Genomic DNA, 21,220 nt, shown 5'->3' on the forward strand with positions numbered 1-21,220 from the left:
GCAAACTGCAAACTGCAAACTGCAAACTGCAAACTGCAAACTGACGTTACTGCCCCACCATAAACACGGCATTGCTAAATAGCAGTTTACCGTTTTCCCAGAAACTGCGGAACAGCGGGTCATCAACCATATAAACCACTGAACCACGGCCCATGGGTTGTACGCCGAGCAGCAAACCGTTATTGATTTTCTTTTTTGATTCCTGACCAACAAAACCTGATACGTAGCCATCCTTTTTAATAGTACCAACATTCCAGCCGTCATCACCCGAAAAAAGGTCGTAGATATCATCATTCAGCTTTAATGAATAGTAGTAATCCGGCAAGCCAAAGCCAAGCGGATGGGTATTATCAAGGTTCAGTTTATAAATAGCACCGGGGATGGATTCGCTAAGCGCCAAGCGGTCACGGTCTCCATATAATTTAACGGTTTTATCCTTGTCCTTTTCTTTGTCCTTGTCTTCTTTTTTCTCTTCCTTATGCTTAATCAGGAAACCTTTTTTATCAACCAATAATGATACGGCATTATCCACAGCTATCAGCCTGCCGCCATCACGGATCCAGTTCTGTAGTTTCTCGGAAGGGAAATCTTCATAACGGCCATCGGGGCAAATCACCACATCAAACTCTCCCAATTTTGTGCGAGCCAAGTCCTGATACCTTATTAAAGTAACCGGATACCCAATTTGCGCTTCAAACAAATGCCAAACCTCGCCCATAGCTTCCGAGTTAATACCATCACCGGCAATCAAAGCTATTTTGGGCTGATGGATATATCTTACCGCATCCGAACCTATATCCGATCCCTTATCAACAAACCCGGTTGAAATAGGGGTAAGCTCCTGGTTGAGCGATGCAGCAGTTTGCGTAACCACCTGATCAAAGTCAGCCAGATCATTGCCTGCGCGGGTAACAATTAATGAGCCTGCTGTGAACTGCTTGCCACCGGCTTCAAAAGGCTTTTCGGCATAGCGAACTTTGATCTTCTTTTTAAGCAAGGCAGCCAAAAATTTCACATCATTAACAGATTGCCATGCCGATACATAAGCGTAAGCATGGGTATTTACCAGCGGCTTAGGCTCAGCCACGCTCCATTCTGTACTGGCAGGTTTAAAAGACTCCTTGAGCCCGTAAGCCTTTAAACCATAAGCATATGGAAGCGACCATGCTGTAATATCGTATGTATTGGAATCGGGTATAAATGTTTTTGGTTCCAAAAGTACGTGCAGCAATACTGCTTTAGGCTGATAGGCATTAATTACCAGGTCATTTGCACCAACATTATATTGTTCTGTTTTTTGGGTAACATAATTAAAGCCGGTAACCGCCTTATTAGCTAAACCAAAACCATACTGAATACCGTTGCGGCCCAGCATTTTTGCCAGTGCGTTAACTTTGTTGTTATTATCATTTTTGATGACATAAGTTTTGTATTCGCCCGGAGGGTTGGCACGGCTGTTATCAAAAAACTTTTTGTACTCGTCCAGAAGTTTTTGAGTATTTAATGCGGCTATCTCCAACGTGCTTAAGCTGGTTGAATGGTGATGGGCCACGCGCTGCACCAATGTAAGAGTATCACCGTTACGGGTAACCACAGCCAAACCGGCACTAATGCCACCTTGCTCATAAGTCATGCCGATAGAACCATTATATAAAGGATAAGTATCGCCGTATGACGGGTACAGTAAATCAAATTCATATTTGGTGAAATACATCCAGCCGTTCTGATCAAAATACTTGGCGTTATTTTTACCAATAGTGATCTGGAACTGGCGCTGCCATGCGGTGATATCTTTGTGGTATGGCTCGGCAGCAGGGGCAAAGTAATATGGTGCATTGTAACCTTGTTCGTGATAATCAACATGAACCTGTGGCAGCCATTGATTATACAAGCCAACACGTGCCTGAGTTTCTTTTTGTTGTTGCCATGCCCAATCGCGGTTAAGGTCAAAGTAAAAGTGGTTTACCCGGCCACCCGGCCATGGTTCAACGTGTTCACGCGATGTAGGGTTAGGATCCGGAGCAGCGCCAACTACAGAGTTGTAAAAATTCACATAGCGGTCGCGGCCGTCGGGATTTAAACAAGGGTCGATAACAACAACCATATTTTTGAGCCAGGCCTTAGTGGCGATGTTTGCCGGATCAACCAGGTCAAACAAAGTCCACATTGAAGCTTCGCTTGATGCTGGCTCATTACCATGCACGTTGTAGCTTAACCAGGTAACAACCGGCATGGCGGTGCTGCCGCCACCGCTTTCAATTCCGGCCAGCTTAAGGTTATTATGACGAATCTCTTCCAGCCTGCCAATATTTTCATCAGATGCTATGAACATCGCCAGTAAAGGCCTGCCCTCATTGGTAGTACCAAACTGCTGCAGCTTTACATTTTTTGAGGCCGAAGCTACATATCTAAAATATTCAACAATACGGTAATGTGGCGTAAAATGCTCTCCCAGCTTATACCCCAGAAACTCCTGCGGCGACTGAATTTTTTGCGCAAAAACCGGGCAAAAAAAGCTGATAAATACAAAGAGAAGTAAATGTCTTTTTATCATATAATATATAATAATGTGTAGGAGAAAAGAGATAAGCTAATATGCATAAAAATATTGGCAGATTAGTGAATGTGCAAATTTCAGATGTGCAGATATTTGAATGTGCAAATTTCAGATGTGCAGATATGCAAATGATTGAAAGATGCTTTGCTGTTATTTATAGCGATGCAAAGTATTTTTAAATTTGTACATCAGCACATCTGGAATTTGCACATTTATTATTTAAAATCTGCACATCTGGAATCTGCACATTTATAATCACTCATCCATCATTTGCATATCTGCACATTCGCACATCTGAAATTTAAATGAATTCTGCACATTTGCATATCTGCACATTTGAAATTTATCATGACACCTATCCAGGCCCTGCAAAAATATTTTGGTTATAGTGCCTTCAGGCACGATCAGGAAGCTATTATTCAAAATATACTAAAGGGGCAGGATGTTATGGCACTGATGCCTACTGGTGGCGGTAAATCATTGTGTTATCAACTGCCTGCTGTATTACTTGATGGGCTTACCATTGTGATATCGCCGCTTATTGCGCTGATGAAAGACCAGGTAGATAGCCTGAATGTTAACGGCATCCCGGCGGCTTTTCTTAATTCGTCACTAAACCCTGAAGAAACAAGGGTTTTAGTGAACAGATTGAGGAACAACGAGATCAAACTACTTTACCTTGCCCCCGAACGCCTGTTCAGCGCCGAGAGCAAGGATAACAAAGAGAATAAGCTCATCCCCTTTCTGAAAACGCTGAAAATAGCCCAGATAGCCATTGATGAAGCACATTGTATCTCGTCATGGGGGCATGATTTCAGGCCCGAGTATTTAATGCTTGCCGGGCTTAAGGAAGAATTTCCGGCTGTACCGGTTATAGCACTTACAGCTACAGCCGATAAGCTCACGCAAAAAGATATTCTGGAGAAATTAAATTTGCATTCGCCGGCAATATTTGTATCCTCATTTAACAGGGCAAATATCACTTACCGGGTAACTCCTAAAAAAAATAGCTTTAAACAGCTCATTGCCTTTTTGAATGAGCATAAAGATGAGTCGGGCATTATTTATTGCCTCTCCCGTAAATCAACCGAAGCTTTGGCCGAGGATTTAAAGGATGAGGGCTTTGCTGCCGAAGCTTACCATGCCGGCTTAAGCAACGATGTGAAAGCCCGCAACCAGGAAGCCTTTTTACGCGATGACCTGAAGATCATTGTGGCAACCATCGCTTTCGGCATGGGTATCAATAAATCAAACGTGCGCTATGTGGTGCACGTTGATCTGCCTAAAAACATTGAAGGCTATTACCAGGAAACCGGCAGGGCAGGGCGCGATGGCTTACCATCCGAAGCATTGCTGCTTTACTCGCCCGGTGACGCTATGAAATTACAAGGCTTTGCCAAGGTTGAGGGTAACGAACAACAAAGCCGTATCATGCTCAATAAGCTTAATGATATGGTGAAGTATTGCCAGCTGCTGTCATGTCGCAGGCAATACCTGATGAAATATTTCGATGAGCAATTTCCGGCCAAATGTGGTTCATGCGATGTTTGCCTTACCGAGTATAAACGTTTTGACGGTACGCTGATTGCTCAAAAAGCGTTATCGGCAGTAGCCCGGTTAAATGAACGCTTCGGGGCAAACTACGTGATCGATTTTTTACGGGGATCAAAAAGCGACAAGATCCGCGAAGAGCATAAACAGCTTAAAACCTACGGCATTGGCGCAGATATCAGCAAGGCCGACTGGCAACATCATATCCGCGAACTGGTAACCATGGGATACCTGCAAACCGCCGGGGATGAGTACCCGGTTTTAAAGCTTACGGCACAAAGTGCAGATATATTAAAAGGCGGCCAAAAGGTTGAGTTTATTGAGATAGAAAAGGTAGAAGAAGTTCATCACGAAGAAACCTTACCATACGAAATACCATTGTTTAACCGCCTGAGAGAGGTTAGGAAAGGCATTGCGGAAGGCGAAAACGTGCCTGCTTACGTCATCGTATCGGATGCTACTTTACAGGAAATGGCAACATACCTACCTCAAAGTCTTGATGAATTGCGAATGATCTCTGGTTTTGGCGACATTAAACTTGCCCGTTACGGTCGCGAATTGCTTGAACCCGTTAAGGTTTATTGTACCGAAAAAGGCCTCGGCTCAAAAATAAAGCAGAAATCACCGAAACGTGAACGAAAGGCGAAATCACCAGGGCAAGCCAAATCTTCTTCGCGAAGCAGTGATACTAAAGCCGAAACGTTTAATTTATATCGTTCCGGAAAAACCATTGCCGAAATAGCTGCTGAACGTGGTTTCACTACATCAACAATAGAAACGCACCTGAGTTATTATGTACAAAACGGCGATCTGGACATAACCGAAATAGTACCTCAGCAAAAGATAGCTGCTATTTCCGATGCTGTTGAAAGTTACGGAGCAGAAAAGCTGTCACCATTAAAAGAGATCTTAGGCGAGGACTACAGCTACGGCGAGATCAGGGCTGTGATAGACTGGATGAAGAGGTAGGAATAATTTTTGTTAAGGCTAATTTAACCATGCGCTCGTTTGCAGCCACCAAGACAAAAAATATGTCATTGCGAGGAGGAACGACGAAGCAATCGCATACTATACAGAGCAGAGATGCATTGGCTACGGGATTGCCACGCTACGCTCGCAATGACATAGGCTTTAACCTTGCACTCGTTTGTAACGAGCGCTCAATATGGGTTTGCGTTTTAAACGCAAGCCCTGGCGATACAATCGCCAAACTACGTTAAGCACTCGTTACAAACGAGCGCAAGATAATTGTACTTTTGATTTACGTTTGCCATTATAAATACACATGACTACTACAATCACACTCTACGATATATACACCAAACACCCCGTAATCAGCACCGATACCCGGAGGATAACGCCGGGCAGCCTGTTCTTCGCACTCAAAGGCGATAAGTTTGATGCCAACACTTTTGCGCAAAAAGCAGTGGAGGCAGGTGCGGCTTACGCTGTAATTGATAACTCTGAATATCAACTGGGCAATCAATATTTATTAGTTGAGGATGTTTTAGCTACATTACAGGATCTGGCCCGCCACCATCGCCGCCAGCTTAGTATCCCGGTTGTTGGGCTTACCGGCACCAATGGCAAAACGACAACCAAAGAGCTGATCAATGCCGTGCTTTCACAGCATTTCAAAAGCCAGGCTACCCAGGGCAACTTAAATAACCACATTGGCGTGCCGCTTACTTTACTAACCATCGATGCCAGTCATGAAGTTGCCGTGATTGAAATGGGGGCCAATCATCAAAAAGAAATAGAACTACTGTGCAGTATTGCTCAACCATCGCATGGCTTAATTACCAATGTTGGTAAAGCACACCTGGAAGGTTTTGGCGGAGTTGAAGGTGTAAAGAAGGGTAAGGGGGAGTTGTATGATTTCTTTGCCGCCCTGCCCCTTAAAACGGGGGCAAGCAAAACAGATGGCGTTGTCTTTGTTAACAGCGATGATACTGTTTTAATGGAGATGGCTGCAGCCCGTCGTTTGCCTCATGTGGAGTATTATGGAACCGATGCCATCGATAACCTCATCAGTGGCGAACTGCTGGAAAATTCTCCGCTCCTGACTTTGGAGTGGACCAACAATAAAACCGGCGACAGTTATAAAGTTAAAACCCAGCTAACCGGCACTTATAACCTGCCTAATATTTTAGTGGCGATATGTATCGGCACATATCTGGGCTTATCGGCAAATGAAATTAATGCCGGTATCGAAGGCTATCAACCTAAAAACAACCGCTCGCAAATTGTACAAACCGCCACCAACACCCTCATTTGCGATTACTACAATGCCAACCCGAGCAGCATGTTTGTGGCCATTGAAAATGTGGGTAAAATTGAAGCAAAAAGGAAAGTGCTTATTTTGGGGGATATGTTTGAAATGGGCCCCGAAGCAGCCACTGAACACGCGTCTGTTATCCGCAAAGCAATGGATACTGCTGTTGATGAACGGATCTTTATCGGCAAGGATTTTTTAAGTCAACAGTCTGAAGCCGGAAGTGGGGGTGAAGCAACCTTTTATGAAACATCTGAAGATGCTATCGCAGGCTTGAAAGCTCACCCTATCACTAATTCAACTATCCTGATCAAAGGATCAAGAGGAATGGCTTTGGAGCGGCTGGTGGAATTGTTTTAAAACATGAATACAATCCTATAAAAGCGTCATTGCTGAGGCACGAAGTAATCCCAAACTATACCGAGCGGATCTGCTAATAGGAGATTGCTTCGTACCTCACAATGACGTGTTTTTTTCGTCACTTGTCTTTATAGTAAATCCACATTACTCCCGCCTCAAACTATCAACAGGATTAGCCAGCGCGGCTTTAACCGATTGGAAACTGATAGTAATAAAGGCTATTAAAAGGGCAATTACGGCAGCTAAGGCAAAGGTTGTCCAGTTTATGCCAATGCGATATGCGAAAGCATCCAACCAGTGGCTCATAGCCAGCCATGCTATAGGGAAGGCTATTACAATAGCTATCAACACCAGCTTAATAAAATCTTTCGCCAACAGGGTAACCACACTTCCTACTGTTGCGCCTAAAACTTTTCGCACGCCTATTTCACGGGTTCGTACCTGAGCTGTAAAGGCTGCCAAACCAAGCAAACCAAGGCAGGAAATAAAAATCGCTATGCCGGCAAAGTAATTAAACAATGCTCCTTCACGCTGTTCGCCCTGGTAAAGGTTATTGAATTCTTCGTTCAGGAAGTTATAAGAAAAAGGAAACTCCCCGTTGTATTGCTTAAACTGGCTACCCACTGCGGCTATAGCTGCGGCAGCATTATTGGTGCTGGTTTTTATATACATAGTTTGATAAACGGCCGGGCGATAAAAGAAAATAGCGGGTGCAATTTTCTCGCGCAGACTGGCAAAATGAAAGTCTTTAATTACGCCGATGATAGTCCCGTTTGTTTTTTGGAAACGGAAATGCTTGCCGATAGGGTTTTTCATCCCGATTTCCTTTACGGCGGCTTCGTTAAGTATAAAATGAGTGGAATCTGCTACTGCGCCGCTAAAGCTGCTACCTTGCTGCATTTTGAGCTTAAAAAACCGGATAAAGTCCTTATCTATCCCCATGGGGTGAAGGATAAATGTCTGGCCCGGGGCCTTGCCATCCCATGAATTATCCCCCGATATCATGCCGCTACTAATGATACTGCTCGTTGCATGGGTTACGGCCTCTATGCCGGGCTCCTTCAAAAGCTCGGCCTTTATGGCATCATAATGCCTTGAGGCGTCACGCAGCCAAACACCAAAAACGCGGCTTTTATCGTACCCTAAATTTTTTGATTGGATGTATTTGAGTTGCCGGGTAATAACCAAAGTACTCACAATAAGCACCACCGAAAAGGTAAATTGCAGCACCACCAGTATCTTACGAAAAAGCACATCGCCTATACCATTTGATATTTTGCCCTTAAGTGCCTTCAATGGTTCGAAAGATGAAAGCAACAATGCCGGGTAAATGCTGGATAATAACAGGGTAGCGATTATTGTTCCCGCGATAACCAGCCAAATATGGTAATCGGAAAGGTTAAACACCAGCTGTTTACCTGCTATTGTATTAAATACCGGCATCACATTATAAATTACCAGCACCGCCAAAACCGACGAAAGCACGAACAACAAGGCTGTTTCGATCACAAACTGCATAAACAATTGTGTTTTTGCGGCGCCGATGATTTTCCGCATGCTGATCTCCTTGGCCCGCAGCATGGCCCGCGCGGTTGAAAGATTAACATAGTTAATGCAGGCAATAACCAATATTACTAAAGCTATAATAATAAAAATGCGTACAGTGCTGATCCCGCGGTCGGTGCCATCGGCATTGTAAAGATGCATTTTACCGATAGGCAGCACGAGATAGTCGGCATCAGTATCCTCGGGCTTCCGTTTCAGGTGAATACTATTCAAATCGGCCGATAGCTGTTTTAATGATGTGCCGGGTCTTAGCTGCAAATAGGTTTCATAGGCATAATTACTAAAATCATGGTTCACATCAACTTTAAAGACCTTAACGTGATAGCTCATGGGCATGATCATGTCATAATGAATGCTTGAGTTAAGCGGAAAATCATTAATAACACCCGATACCGTAAAATTCTCTTTATTATCGGCAACAATAACTTTTCCGATAGCATCCGCGCTCCCGAAATATTTCTTAGCTGTGCTTTTTGTGATCACCACCGAATTATCGCTTGCAAAAGGCTTTGCCTTATTACCCTCAATCAACGGAAAATCAAAAACGGTAAACAGCGACGGATCGGCAAAACCAACCGCCTGCTCTCTGAAAACTTTATCCTGGTATTTATACAATGAAAAAAGCCAGTTATCGGTAAGGCGCACCTGGTTTTGCACGACCGGCAATTCCTGTTTTGCCAATGGCCCCATTGGGGCAACCGTAACTTGCCAAATCTGTTTTGAGGCACCGGTTCCTCCAAATAGCTCTATCCGGTAAATATTAGATGCGTTTTTATGGAAGCTGTCAAAGCTAAATTCGTCCTGCACCCAAAGCAGGATCAGGATGCCAATGGCAAGGCCCACAGTTAACCCGGCAATATTGATCACCGAATAAAATTTATTGCGAACGAGGTTACGCCAGGCTGTTTTGATATAGTTTTTCAGCATAATAAAATCGACTTTATCTGATTGCATAACAATCAAAACAATGCCAATACTGCAATTTACTACTTATCAACCACTTAGATAAACACTACAATATATTATCGTTCGGATACGGACAATTGAGTGTTCATTTATGCAACGGAGTGGAGAAGCTATCAACCCTCAAAGACAGGAGTTATCATATTATGATTTACCAGGATCCGCATCAGCATATCAACCGAAAAATCGCGCGTTATATCAATACTGATGAAATCTGTTTCGCCATTTTTAATCTCGCAGGCATCCCGGTCAAAATATAACACGAGCCCGCGCATACTACCCGAAATAATGACAATGCGTTCATTATTAATGAGCTTAAAACTATTGCGCGTACGCTTAAAAAAGCTGCACAGGTTTTTAATATGCCTATAGGTAAGTAATGAAATGATCATGCTGTCAGCTTTTAATAATGGTGGCCAGTCGCTGTCTTATAATGATTTCTTTAACACTGTCAGGCAGCAAACTGTTTAATAAAACAAGCATCCGGTTTATCATACCGGGGATGATCTCTTTTTTTCCTTTCAGCAAACCATCCACCGCTATACGTGCTACGTGCCCGGGCTCCATAATGGTTGCCTTTGATATGCCTTTGAGCTTATTATTCATCACCAGCAGTTCGGGTTTGGTATTAATACCTCCGGGACTAAGCAGGCTGATCTTTACGTTTGAACCATGCAGTTCCAGCTGTAAGCATTTGGTAAAATACCTTATGAATGATTTGGTTGCACCATAAACCTGCTTTTTAGGCACCACAAACAAACCGCCCAAACTGCCTACATTTAATATATATGAAGTAGCCGAGGTATCGGTCTGGGCCAGAAACAAGCGTGTAAGTAGTACAGGTGTAATCACGTTCAGTTCAATTTGCTTTTTATAGAAACCGATGTTGAGGTCTTCAAACCACGACCAGTTGCCCAGGCCTGCGTTATTGATAAGCAGGTGCGCCGTAATTTGCTCATCACTAAGGTAATTAAAAATTGCCGGGTAACTTTCGGCAAGTGTTAAATCAATTTCCAAATAATTCACTTTAACCTCAAAGTTTTTGCGGATAAAGGATGCCAGCTCGGGCAAACCCGATGAAGGCAGCGATACCAAAACCAGGTTTATTTGCCGCGATGCCAGTTCAATGGCAAATGATTTACCCAGTCCTTCGCTGGCCCCAGTTATGATAGCAGTTTGGTTTATCATGGTTCAGGCTTGTTTAAGGTAATTAATTGTTCTGTGCATGCCTTCGGTAAAAGGGGTTATCCGGTAACCCAGTTGCGTTATGGCCTTATTGCTGCTATATTTTTGATCATATTTCAACCGCTCTGCAAATTCGGGCAGGAAGAAAGGAGGCAGACCGGTAAGCATGGTTTTTATCTTTTCAAAGTGGCTAAAAAATTCAATTGCTTTTAAAGGCAGGTGAATAAGGCGATGCTCTTTACCTGAAACTTCATGTATCACATTAAAAAAATCGTTAAAACTGATATCCTCTCCTCCTAAAATATAGCGTTCGCCGCTCCGGCCTTTTTCCATGGCAGCTATATGCCCGTTAACAACGTCGTTTAAAAAAGCATAGTTGGCTACCTGCTCACCGCTGCCTGGAATAAAACGCCATTTGCCGCGCAAATAGGCCGAAACCATTTTACCTACTGTGTTACTTTCGGTAACAGGCCCTTCGCCATATACACGTGATGGATTTACGGTAACGATGTGTATCCCCTGCTTTGAAAAGTTTTGCACCTCAAGTTCGGCCAGGTATTTGGTACGCTCATATGCCATGGGAAAGCCTGCTATGCGTGGATCGTTTTCACTCATGGGGTGTTTAACCGTTGGGCCCCATACGCCGCAGGTTGATGTGTATACAATTTTTTGCACCCCGGCATTAGCTGCAATTTCAAGTACATTGCGGGTGCCAATAACGTTGGTTTCGTGATAATCATCAGGATTGCGGCACCACATTTTGGCCATGGCGGCCGTATGATACACCTGCCGGCAACCCTGAATAGCCCTGCCCAGGCTTTGGCGGTACAGGATGTTACCAGTAACCGGCTCAATATTTTTATGCTTTATTAAATACGGATGATCGGTATTACGGCATAAGGCTTTAACATCGTAGCCCTGCATAGCCAAATCCAGGCTAAGCTGCCTGCCAATAAAACCTGTTGCCCCGGTTACTAAAACTTTCATACAGGTATTACAACCTCACGATGGTTTACCCCTATGTATGGAAAAGAATTTTTAAATCATTTTTTAACCTATAGTTTTAATGCAGTAAATATTTAAATTTGACTTATCGCTACAACAAAAGCCTTTACCAAACATGAGCTCACCACAAGACCCCTATAATACTTTTGCCGGTTTTTCGCCCGAGGAGTTGGGCTTTTTACAACATGCAACACCCGATTTAACCGAAAATCAAAAGAAATATTTCTACATGGTTTACAGCAACAAGCGCAAAAACTCACAGGATATATTATTATTTACCCTGCTTGGGTTTGTTGGCTTTGCAGGGATCCAGCGTTTTGTATTGGGCCAGATAGGCATGGGCATCCTTTACTTTTTTACAGGAGGACTTTGCGTTATAGGTACTATTGTGGATCTGATCAACAATAAGTCGATAACTTTGGAGTATAATAAAAATATGGCTTACGAAAGCTACCAGATGGCTAAAATGAGCAGCTAAGGTATGTTAATAATGCCCTCTTAAAGAGTGAATTTTTATTGTTTTCTCTTCTTCTAACACCTCGTAAATTATCCGGTGCTCCTGGTTTATTCGCCTTGACCATAATCCTGTAAGATTATGTTTAAGCATTTCGGGCTTACCAATGCCACTAAATGGATCTTGGCTGATAGCATGAAGTAATTGATGTATTTTATTTTGAATGGATTTATTACCTGATTTCTTTCAGAATTGAATGTCTTTCTGAGACTCTTCAGAATAAATTATTTCCATAGGTCATCAGTCTTGATCGCCTTGTATCTCCCGGCCTCAAAATCCTCTTTACTACGTTTTATTTTCTTAACAAATTCGGGATCATATGCCGACTTTTCCTCTTCAAACTGGATTTTTAAGGCTTTCATAAACGCTTTCAAAGCATCTGATTTCTCTTTATTTTCAGGATGTGCAATTAAAATTCCCATATATCAAATTTACTGTTTTATTTTTTCTTTTACTTTAAGAACGATTTATTTAATAGATTAGCTTAACTGTAAATATGAAATTATCAGCCCTAACCGCTTACCTCGAAAGCCTTGCGCCGCTTAACTACCAGGAAGATTATGACAACTCAGGCCTTATAGTTGGCAACCCTGATCAGGAAGTAAACCAGGCACTTGTTTCGCTTGACTGTACCGAATCAGTGGTTGACGAAGCTATCGCTACCGGTTGCCAGGTAATCATATCTCACCATCCTATCGTTTTTAAAGGGCTCAAGAAATTTAACGGCAAAACCTATGTAGAGCGCGTGGTTGAAAAGGCCATCCGCAAGGGTATTGCCATATATGCTATTCATACCAACCTGGATAGCATCATGACCGGGGTTAACGCCCGCATTTGTGAAATCCTGGGTTTAAAGAACACCCGCATACTACTGCCCAAACATAACCTGATCAAAAAGCTGGTTACTTATGTTCCTTTAAGCCATGCCGACGCCGTACGCGACGCATTGTTTAGTGCAGGGGCGGGTAACATTGGCAATTACAGCGAAACCAGTTTTAACGCCGAAGGTACCGGCACGTTTAAGGGCAATGAAGCCGCCAATCCTTATGTGGGCGAAGTTGGCAAACGCCATAAGGAAAATGAAGTAAGGATAGAAACGGTTTATCCGGCAAACCTGGAAAGCAAAATACTGATGGCGCTGATCCTGGCCCATCCTTATGAGGAAGTTGCCTATGATCTTTATAACTTAACCAATCAGCACCAGCAAGTTGGCTCTGGTATGATAGGAGAACTGGAAATACCGATCAACGAGGAAAGTTTCCTTTTCCATGTAAAGGATAAGATGCGTACGCACGTAATACGTCATACTAAATTGTTAGGTAAACACGTTAAAAAAGTGGCAGTTTGCGGTGGCTCGGGAGGCTTTTTGCTGAAGCATGCCATTGCCGCCGGAGCGGATGTTTTTATCACAGCCGATTACAAGTATCACGAGTTTTTTGATGCCGAAGGAAAGATAGTTATTGCAGATATCGGACACTTTGAAAGTGAACAATTTACGCAGCAATTATTGTATGAAATAATTAGAAAAAAATTCCCTATCTTTGCCGTCCGTTTAACAGAAGTAAATACAAACCCCGTCAAATATTTTATTTAATGGAACAAACCGTAGAACAAAAGCTTAAAGCTTTATACGAGCTACAAACTATCCACACCAAAATTGATAGGATCCGCCAGGTAAGGGGCGAATTGCCAATGGAAGTTGCCGACCTTGAGGACGACGTTGCAGGCCTTGAAACCCGCATCCAAAAGATCAAAGGTGAACTTGACGATGTGGAAGATGACATAGTTACCCGTAAAAACCTGATCAAGGAAGCTCAGGCAAACATCAAAAAATACGAAGGCCAGCTTAACGAGGTTAAAAATAACCGCGAATATGATGCTATCTCAAAAGAAATTGAGATCCAGGGCTTAGATATACAAGTTAGCGAAAAGAAAATCCGTGAATACGGCTTCGAAATCACTAACAAAACCCAGGTTTACGAAAAAGCATTGGCCGATTTGGAAGCACGTCAGAGCGACCTTGATGCCAAGAAAGAAGAATTAGGCACAATTACTGCCGAAACTGAAAAAGAAGAAACCGAATTGAACGCACAGGCTGCAAAAGCTACTCAAAACATTGAAGAGCGTTTATTAACTGCTTACACCCGCCTACGTCAAAACGCAAAAAACGGATTGGCAGTAGTTACTATTCAGCGTGATTCATGCTCTGGTTGCTTCAACCAAATCCCGCCTCAGCGCCAGTCAGATATCCGTCAGCGTAAAAAGATCATCGTTTGCGAGCATTGCGGACGTATCCTTGTTGACGAGCTAATGGCTTTGGAAGCTGAAGAAGCATAAGCAACCAATATATAAATGTTTAAAACAAAAAAGGCATCCAATGGGTGCCTTTTTTGTTTTAAACATTTATATATTGGCTCTGTTAAAATCAATCAATGCCAAACCTAACACATGCCGTTTCAAGAATTAAATTTATCATTAACATTTGTTGGTTATTAACAACAGTATCCTTTAACGCATTCGGCCAAAATAATAATGGCAAAATCAATTGGGTGGCTTACAGGGCAAACTCTTTACGTGATGACGAAACAGAAAGTACTATTCTGCTTTCACAAAACGCAAAAGGAGATATCTACAATCCGCTCAACTTGCTTATTTTAAAAACAAGTGAATGGATACTGCCTGACCCTAAGCCGGACTTAAGCACCGAAACTGCTTTAAAAAAACTGTTTTCCGCCCTGGGCGATCAGGCTAATGACAGTATTTCTACGCCAACGGCACAAATTGAAACTACCATTTCGTTTTCAAACTCGAGAATACTAAGCTACAAAGTCAGGGTAGACTCCCGGGGAAAAGACTTACTTTCACCTTATATCGAATATCTGAACATCGACCTTGAAAAAAACAAACTCATTGAAACTAAGGATATATTTGATGCGAACAAACGAATGCAATTCAATGCTTTTCTGAATACTTACGAAAGCAATCATAAACGGGAACTCCTTAAAAACTACCAGGCGATACTATCCGAACGAATTGCCGATCAGATCTCCGATGATCAGGAAATATTAACTAAACCCAACTATACGCTTAATAAGGTGTACCCCCAAAAGCCTGATACTGCTAAAATCATCAATTTACAAGCAAAGGGGATTGTATTTCAGGTTAAGCTTGTGGATAGGAATTTTACAAGATACAAAGAGGGCAATGAATACATCTCATTTGTATTTATTCCCTACATCTTGTTAAAACCTTATTTTAATACCCGATCGTCTCTTTTCAAAACGATGATTAACCTATGCAAGTAAAGTAATAACCATTCATAAAAAACATGAAGTTTAAGAACCGGATTACTTATTTCATCCTCATTATAATTACCATAGTACTGGGGCTATTATCAAGACATTTTGCCATTATCCCTTTATTTATCGGCGATATTTTATGGGCTACGATGGTTTACTTTATCATGTGGTTCCTTTTTATCAATAAGCCTATTAAATTCAATGTGATAGCGGCTTTGATATTTTGCTTCGCGATAGAGTTTAGCCAGCTTTATAAAGCGCCCTGGATAAATGAACTGCGGCACACCTTGTTTGGCAGGTTAGTGTTGGGTGACGGTTTTTTGTGGAGTGATTTGTTGTGTTATGTCATTGGGGTAGGGATGGGCGTTGGGGTTGAGAAAGCTATTTTGAAACGTAACCGGCCCCAATAATCGCGCTGCGTATTTGCTTATATAATTTATTCAGGATGCTCCTTTGATTTTGCTGATAATGCATATTCAACTGCTTTTCATCCGAATATTTAAAAGACAAATCAAACTGATCAACCTGCTTTTCTATAAATTCACCGCCCCAGTATATTTTAAAAATGGAAATACAAGTATGATCACGAATCACATCCATCAATACAAGCTTTCCATTATTCATTACTTTAATTCGTGGCGTTAAAATCCTGGCTGTTCTAATTTCAGCCATCCCTTCAGAAATCGTATTAAAGAATTCCCGATCTATTAACTTAGCCCTATGTTCGTTACACTCGTCAAATCGTTGCTGGTATGACTTTCCTTTCTCCAACCATGCAACATATTTGATATCGTACACGGTACATCGCCCATCAATAACAAGCCTTGGATGAGCTCCGCTACAGCTGACATTATAAACCATATACCTGCTAACATTTTCACTCTTAAAGCTATCAAGCTTTGCTTTTACTTTATCATCCGTTGTAAGTGTATAATTCTGAGCGCAAGCGAAGGTTTTAGTATAAATTGCGAGCATGATAAGCAGCAGGTATCTCATAAGGCAATATACAAATCACAAACTAAAGGAACTCCTTCCTCTCAAAACATACTCGTCTGCTTCCCCTTCCTCGGTACAAATAAGCTATAGTCGTATTCGGGCATCTCCCTGTCGCCCATAAAGCGTTTACAGGCCATTTTAAACATTTGATGGATAGATTCGGCTATTTTCCCGTCACCGCTCATCCGGCGACCGTAATCGCTGTCATTTAAGTTGCCATCATGTGTTGAGCGAATCATGTTCAGCACCTTTTCTGCCCGGTCGGGGAATGCTTTATAGATCCAGTCGCTAAAAATTTCGGCTATACTGCCGTTGAGGCGCACCATAGTGAAACCAGCGGCCAGAGCGCCACGGTCTGCCGCCGCCCGGATAATGTTAGGGACTTCATTGCTATTTAAGCCGGGTATAATTGGGGCTGCCATCACCCTTACCGGGATTCCTCTTTCGGATAGCTTCTGCACCACTGCCAGCCTGCCGGTTGCAGTTACCGTACGCGGCTCCAGTTTTTGCCTTAGTTGCTCGTTAAGGGAGGTGATGGATACATTTACATGCACCAGGTTTAACTTAGCCATATCCGCAAGCAGATCGATATCGCGCAGGATCACGTTATTTTTGGTAATGATACTTACCGGGTTTTTATATTTCCAAAAAACTTCCAACAGCTTCTGCGTTATCCCCAGTTTACGTTCAACTGGCTGATAGCAATCTGTATTGCCCGATAGCATGATGCAAACCGGCTTATAATTTTTTTTGTTGAAATATTGCTCAAGCAGTTCGGGCGCATTGGGTTTAATGATGATCTTCCGTTCAAAGTCAAGCCCGGCGCTAAAACCGTAGTATTCGTGACTGTTACGGGCATAACAATAAATGCAACCATGTTCACAACCCTGATAGGGGTTTATGGAATACATATGGCTAAGGTCGGGGCTATTGGATTCGCTTACTATTTTTTTGGGTGTCTCTTCAAAAAGCTGCGTGTTGGTATTTTCAAGCAAAGGCTCGTCGATGCCCTCGATATGATCAAGTACATACTTGTTTTTCAGAAACTTATTGTGGGTATTTACCTGCGCCCCTCGTCCCTTAAAAAAATCCGGATTTTCCTCATGTGACATTGAACAAATTTGCTAAATTTATTAGCAAATTACAATTCAATCAGTTTATTTTTTATACTGTATAAAACCAGCCCAACGCGGCTTTTGATCTGGAGTTTCTCAAAAAGCTGATCGCGGTAGCTATCAACGGTGCGCACGCTGATATTCATGGTGTCGGCAATTTCTTTATAGGTAAGTTCGGTACCGGTGAGGCGCAGAAACTCGATCTCGCGGGGGTTAAGCTTGATATTCTCTAATTTGCTGTTGAAATTGGTGATCAGGTGGCGGGTTACAAACTCGGGGTAATAAAGCTCTCCCTGCGAAACCTTTAAAAGGGCCTCTTCAACTTCGTAAGGTTCAGAATCTTTAAGCAGGTAGCCTTTAACACCCATTTTCACCATGAGCAGCACCTTTTCAGCATCCTCAAACATGGATAATATAATAACCCTGACACCGGGGTGTTTAGCCCTGAGCACCTGCGCGGCCTCAACGCCGTCCATAACCGGCATGCTAATATCCAGCAGTATAATATCCGGAACTATACCCTTGCTTATGGTATCAATTAGTTCCTGCCCGTTTGCGGCCTCAAATAGTATATTGTATCTTTTAAAATTGGTAACAAGAGCGGCCATACCACTCCTGAAGAGTTTATGATCATCAACTAAGGCTATTTGAATGGGTTCCTTTAGCATAAATTTGTTGTACCAGGGGATTGAACGACAATTTTATCTGGCAACCCTTACCAGGCGAGCTGGTAATAATTACGTCTGCGCCTACTAAAGCTGCCCTGTTTTCAATGTTCCGCAATCCCGAACCGCCCTTATTATCAACCTTTTCGGCATTGAAACCAGCACCATCATCTTCGATGAGCAAATTAAACATTTGTGCAGTATAATACAAACCGATTTTAAGGTTAGCCGCTTTAGCGTATTTTAAAGTATTATTTACGGCCTCCTGGAAGATCCGGAATATCACCAGCTCGCGCTGTTCGCCCAAACTGTACACATCTCCCTCAACCTCAAAAGCAACATTAATAATACCGCTTCGGGTTAACCGATCGGTTTCGGTTTCAAGGGTTTTTATAAGTCCGTACGAACTGATATGCTCAAAGCTCATGCTTTTTGAAAGGTTTCTCAGATCATTGATGGTTTGAGAAACAAGTTCGCGGTTTTCATTTACCCGCGCCTTTTTTTCGTCGTCGAGACTATTGTTCAGTAAGCCCAGGTTCAATTTTACAAATGACAATACCTGTGTAATATTATCGTGGATTTCGCGGCTTATATCATTGAGTGTTTGCTCCTGGATCTCTATCTGGGTTTTAAGCATTTCCTGCTTAAATGAAGCTTTCAGATTTTCGCGCTCAAGCAGGTTTTTATTTTGCTTCTTTTGATACATCAGCATAAAGCCAATGATAAATACGCCAAGTAATAGCATAAGTGCAGAACCTGCTATTATAACGAGGATAACCTGTTCTTCCTGAAAAAGCATATAAAGGCTAAAGAAAATAAGAAATTCAGTGCAAAAGTTGTTAGGTTAAGCAGTGTCGCCGCTATCAGATAAAAATGATAATTATTTCGATAAACCATATAGCTGAAACATGCATAAAAAAACGTCGTGGATAAATAATAAAAAAATATACCAGTTAACGCCAGAAACGGAGGATGGGTAATCAGCTCAATATATTCGTCGCTATCATTATTCAATAGGCGATAATAATAATTGCAGATCATCCATATCAAAAACAAATCTTGTATTACTGTAGCAATAGTAGCTCTTTTAAATACCCCTTGTATTAACAAGATATCAGCTATTGATAGTAGTATAACAACACCCGCAGCAATATAAATCCTTTTACGTCTTTTCAAACGTTCATCAAACGACTGGATAAACTTTGTAAAAAACGCGAAAAGAATAATATCTTCAATATTGTTGCACCAGGCATTTGATTGATGAAGATTTAGCCAGTTAAAGATGTTCACGAAATCATAAACAAGGATAAAGCTTAGCACAGGCAGCAAAGCCTTAAAATTCCTGTCGAGCGACCGGTATGTAAAAAGGCAGCATACAAACGCTACCACATCCATTACAAAATAAAAACTCTCCAGCATGAATGCTAAAATAGCACATCTATTTCAGCATTCATGTAAAAGGATAATTTATTCTACGCTTTACACATTGGCGGACATTCTTTTCCTGTGCCCACAGCTGCAAGCCCATCTACAGAGAGATTTGCAACCAAATCGCTTTGTATAGCGTCTATGTGCTCATCTACTCCTGCTCCTGCAACGGTAGGAACAATAGCAACCGAAGTTTGGTGAGGTGCGTTGCCGTGATTGGCATCGTGAACGCCAAAATGCAACCTTACACCAGTTGCTTCAGGGGGCAAAGCTTCAACAAACTTTTTCAGCTTATCAATTGCAATCCAGGTTGATTCCGTGTCGTTAACTTCATGATGCTTGTCAATAATTGCCTTACGGGTTTCTTTGTAACGGGCTACCATTTCCCGGGCTGTTTTTAAATCAATAGGATCCATATAATTTAGGGTGTCTTTAAATCAGGCCTAATCTAACTAATTATAATAAAACAACCTACCCGTTATTTCACGGTATTATATCCCGTTTAAACACCCAAAAACCAATTATCAACCTGCAACACAATACGTCATTTTATATGTTAAAAAGCCATGCGTAAGTTTCTGCAAAAGCTACTAACTAAACCTGTTGCCCGCCTTGCTGATAAGCTCTCGTCGAGGCCGGACAAGAAAAGGGTAAACAGGTCATTGAACCGTTTATACAAAAGCCTGCTTACAGGCTCGGGCAAAAAAGGCCTTATAGTACCCTTTGATGCAGAAAAAGATAAATTCATTATCCTGTCCGATCAGCATAAAGGCGCGCGGGATGATATGGATATCTTCGCACTCGCAGAAAGAAATTACCTTACGGCGCTTGATTACTATCATGAACAACAGTTCTTCTATATTAACCTCGGCGATAGCGAAGAGCTTTGGGAAAATCTGTTCATTACCATAAAAAAGCACAACAAAACCACCTTTAAAAGCGAAAAGCGGTTCATACAACGCAAAGCTTTTATGAAAATTTTCGGCAATCATGACCTTTATTGGGACAACGATCCCTTAGCGGCGGTAGGCTTAAAGCAAATCTATGATGAAGCAGTCAAGATTTACGAAGGGGCCGTTTTACAAACTCAAATCAATGGCAAACCTTTAAATATTTTCATGACGCACGGCCACCAGGGCGATCTGCAAAGCGATGGCAACTGGTTCAGCAAGTGGTTTGTATCCGATATTTGGGCGCCTTTCCAGGCTTATCTTAAAATTAATCCCAATACCCCGGCAAATAATGATCTGCTCAAAACAGACCACAACCGTATTATGTATGAATGGAGCCAGAGGCAAAAAAACACATTGCTTATAACCGGACACACCCATCAACCGGTATTCAGATCACTTACCCACCTCGAAAGGTTATATAACGATATTGCTAAAGCAAGAAAATCAGGAGACGATAAACTGGCCGATGAACTAAACAAACAAATTGTAAACAGGCAGATAAAAGGTGATATCGTTCCTGATTTCAGCACATGCGATCCAAGCTATTTTAACAGCGGTTGTTGTTGCTATGATGACGGCGATATAACAGGCATTGAAATTGCCGATGGCCAAATCCGGTTAATTAAATGGGAATACAACGCACAGAATCAAAGTGAAAGGATAATACTGGAGGAGTGCAGACTGGAAGAATTATTTTGAGGGGAGAGGCCAAGGCGACAGATAAAAGAATCAAGACGAAAGAATCAAGATAATCCTTAAATCCTAAAAATCATGGTTCAAAAAAATCA

The 21,220-nt window shown here is 42.1% G+C and carries 21 protein-coding genes; 8 read left to right on the top strand and 13 right to left on the bottom strand.

Annotated elements, in window-relative coordinates; translation table 11 throughout:
* Window positions 1-46: 46 nt before the first annotated feature.
* A complete protein-coding gene (locus BMX50_RS07995; RefSeq protein ID WP_091209935.1) occupies window positions 47-2,554 on the bottom strand; it encodes a M14 metallopeptidase family protein in 2,508 nt (835 codons plus the stop codon).
* A gap of 351 nt (window positions 2,555-2,905) precedes the next feature.
* On the opposite strand from BMX50_RS07995, the gene recQ reads away from it, so the two are divergent.
* Both recQ and BMX50_RS08005 read left to right on the top strand, forming a co-directional pair.
* On the top strand, window positions 2,906-5,077 hold the full coding sequence (gene recQ / locus BMX50_RS08000) for a DNA helicase RecQ (RefSeq protein ID WP_091209937.1): 2,172 nt from the start codon (window positions 2,906-2,908) through the stop codon (window positions 5,075-5,077).
* 316 nt (window positions 5,078-5,393) lie between these two features.
* A complete protein-coding gene (locus tag BMX50_RS08005; RefSeq protein ID WP_091209939.1) occupies window positions 5,394-6,743 on the top strand; it encodes a UDP-N-acetylmuramoyl-tripeptide--D-alanyl-D-alanine ligase in 1,350 nt (449 codons plus the stop codon).
* Between the two features lie 144 nt (window positions 6,744-6,887).
* Here the strand turns inward: BMX50_RS08005 and BMX50_RS08010 are convergent, their stop codons facing one another.
* The 4 genes from BMX50_RS08010 to BMX50_RS08025 form a co-directional block, all read right to left on the bottom strand.
* Window positions 6,888-9,263, bottom strand: a complete 2,376-nt coding sequence (locus BMX50_RS08010) for an ABC transporter permease (RefSeq protein ID WP_208864664.1) — start codon at window positions 9,261-9,263, stop codon at window positions 6,888-6,890.
* Window positions 9,264-9,388: 125 nt separating this feature from the next.
* Window positions 9,389-9,664, bottom strand: coding sequence for a hypothetical protein (locus BMX50_RS08015; protein WP_091209941.1), 276 nt, complete (start codon window positions 9,662-9,664; stop codon window positions 9,389-9,391).
* A 4-nt stretch (window positions 9,665-9,668) separates the two neighbouring features.
* Complete coding sequence (locus BMX50_RS08020) at window positions 9,669-10,460, bottom strand: SDR family NAD(P)-dependent oxidoreductase (RefSeq protein ID WP_091209944.1); 792 nt, start codon at window positions 10,458-10,460, stop codon at window positions 9,669-9,671.
* A gap of 3 nt (window positions 10,461-10,463) precedes the next feature.
* Window positions 10,464-11,444, bottom strand: coding sequence for an NAD-dependent epimerase/dehydratase family protein (locus BMX50_RS08025; RefSeq protein ID WP_091209946.1), 981 nt, complete (start codon window positions 11,442-11,444; stop codon window positions 10,464-10,466).
* Window positions 11,445-11,577: 133 nt separating this feature from the next.
* Here BMX50_RS08025 and BMX50_RS08030 point away from each other — a divergent pair, with 133 nt between their 5' ends.
* Entirely contained in the window at window positions 11,578-11,940 is a 363-nt protein-coding gene (locus tag BMX50_RS08030; RefSeq protein ID WP_091209948.1) for a TM2 domain-containing protein, read from the top strand.
* A gap of 6 nt (window positions 11,941-11,946) precedes the next feature.
* Here BMX50_RS08030 and BMX50_RS08035 read toward each other — a convergent pair whose 3' ends face one another.
* A complete protein-coding gene (locus BMX50_RS08035; RefSeq protein ID WP_208864677.1) occupies window positions 11,947-12,141 on the bottom strand; it encodes a Txe/YoeB family addiction module toxin in 195 nt (64 codons plus the stop codon).
* A gap of 59 nt (window positions 12,142-12,200) precedes the next feature.
* Window positions 12,201-12,398: a DUF2683 family protein gene (locus BMX50_RS08040; protein ID WP_091209951.1), complete on the bottom strand. Its 198-nt coding sequence runs from the start codon at window positions 12,396-12,398 to the stop codon at window positions 12,201-12,203.
* Window positions 12,399-12,472: 74 nt separating this feature from the next.
* Between BMX50_RS08040 and BMX50_RS08045 the strand changes: the two genes are divergently transcribed.
* The 4 genes from BMX50_RS08045 to BMX50_RS08060 all read left to right on the top strand — a co-directional run bounded on the left by BMX50_RS08045 (window position 12,473) and on the right by BMX50_RS08060 (window position 15,685).
* Complete coding sequence (locus BMX50_RS08045) at window positions 12,473-13,570, top strand: Nif3-like dinuclear metal center hexameric protein (protein WP_091209953.1); 1,098 nt, start codon at window positions 12,473-12,475, stop codon at window positions 13,568-13,570.
* Window positions 13,570-14,313, top strand: a complete 744-nt coding sequence (locus BMX50_RS08050) for a zinc ribbon domain-containing protein (RefSeq protein ID WP_091209955.1) — start codon at window positions 13,570-13,572, stop codon at window positions 14,311-14,313. Before BMX50_RS08045 ends, BMX50_RS08050 begins: the two co-directional genes overlap by 1 nt.
* 95 nt (window positions 14,314-14,408) lie before the next feature.
* Window positions 14,409-15,281 carry a hypothetical protein gene (locus BMX50_RS08055; protein ID WP_091209957.1) on the top strand — a complete coding sequence of 291 codons (873 nt, stop codon included), beginning with the start codon at window positions 14,409-14,411 and terminating at the stop codon, window positions 15,279-15,281.
* A gap of 23 nt (window positions 15,282-15,304) precedes the next feature.
* Window positions 15,305-15,685: a ribosomal maturation YjgA family protein gene (locus tag BMX50_RS08060; RefSeq protein ID WP_091209959.1), complete on the top strand. Its 381-nt coding sequence runs from the start codon at window positions 15,305-15,307 to the stop codon at window positions 15,683-15,685.
* Here the strand turns inward: BMX50_RS08060 and BMX50_RS08065 are convergent.
* The 6 genes from BMX50_RS08065 to BMX50_RS08090 all read right to left on the bottom strand — a co-directional run bounded on the left by BMX50_RS08065 (window position 15,657) and on the right by BMX50_RS08090 (window position 19,895).
* Complete coding sequence (locus BMX50_RS08065; RefSeq protein WP_143065124.1) at window positions 15,657-16,250, bottom strand: hypothetical protein; 594 nt, start codon at window positions 16,248-16,250, stop codon at window positions 15,657-15,659. The genes BMX50_RS08060 and BMX50_RS08065 overlap by 29 nt on opposite strands.
* Window positions 16,251-16,312: 62 nt before the next feature.
* A complete protein-coding gene (locus tag BMX50_RS08070; protein ID WP_091209963.1) occupies window positions 16,313-17,383 on the bottom strand; it encodes a PA0069 family radical SAM protein in 1,071 nt (356 codons plus the stop codon).
* A gap of 29 nt (window positions 17,384-17,412) precedes the next feature.
* Entirely contained in the window at window positions 17,413-18,054 is a 642-nt protein-coding gene (locus BMX50_RS08075) for a response regulator transcription factor (RefSeq protein ID WP_091209966.1), read from the bottom strand.
* Window positions 18,020-18,850, bottom strand: a complete 831-nt coding sequence (locus BMX50_RS08080; protein ID WP_091209968.1) for a sensor histidine kinase — start codon at window positions 18,848-18,850, stop codon at window positions 18,020-18,022. Before BMX50_RS08080 ends, BMX50_RS08075 begins: the two co-directional genes overlap by 35 nt.
* Window positions 18,814-19,470: a hypothetical protein gene (locus tag BMX50_RS08085; protein WP_091209971.1), complete on the bottom strand. Its 657-nt coding sequence runs from the start codon at window positions 19,468-19,470 to the stop codon at window positions 18,814-18,816. The genes BMX50_RS08080 and BMX50_RS08085 overlap by 37 nt, the downstream gene beginning before the upstream one ends.
* A 53-nt stretch (window positions 19,471-19,523) precedes the next feature.
* Window positions 19,524-19,895: a hypothetical protein gene (locus BMX50_RS08090; protein WP_091209973.1), complete on the bottom strand. Its 372-nt coding sequence runs from the start codon at window positions 19,893-19,895 to the stop codon at window positions 19,524-19,526.
* A gap of 150 nt (window positions 19,896-20,045) precedes the next feature.
* On the opposite strand from BMX50_RS08090, the gene BMX50_RS08095 reads away from it, so the two are divergent.
* A complete protein-coding gene (locus BMX50_RS08095) occupies window positions 20,046-21,131 on the top strand; it encodes a metallophosphoesterase (RefSeq protein ID WP_091209975.1) in 1,086 nt (361 codons plus the stop codon).
* The last annotated feature ends 89 nt before the right edge of the window (window positions 21,132-21,220 follow it).

Origin of the sequence: Mucilaginibacter gossypiicola, assembly GCF_900110105.1 — a bacterium.
Taxonomy (GTDB): domain Bacteria; phylum Bacteroidota; class Bacteroidia; order Sphingobacteriales; family Sphingobacteriaceae; genus Mucilaginibacter; species Mucilaginibacter gossypiicola.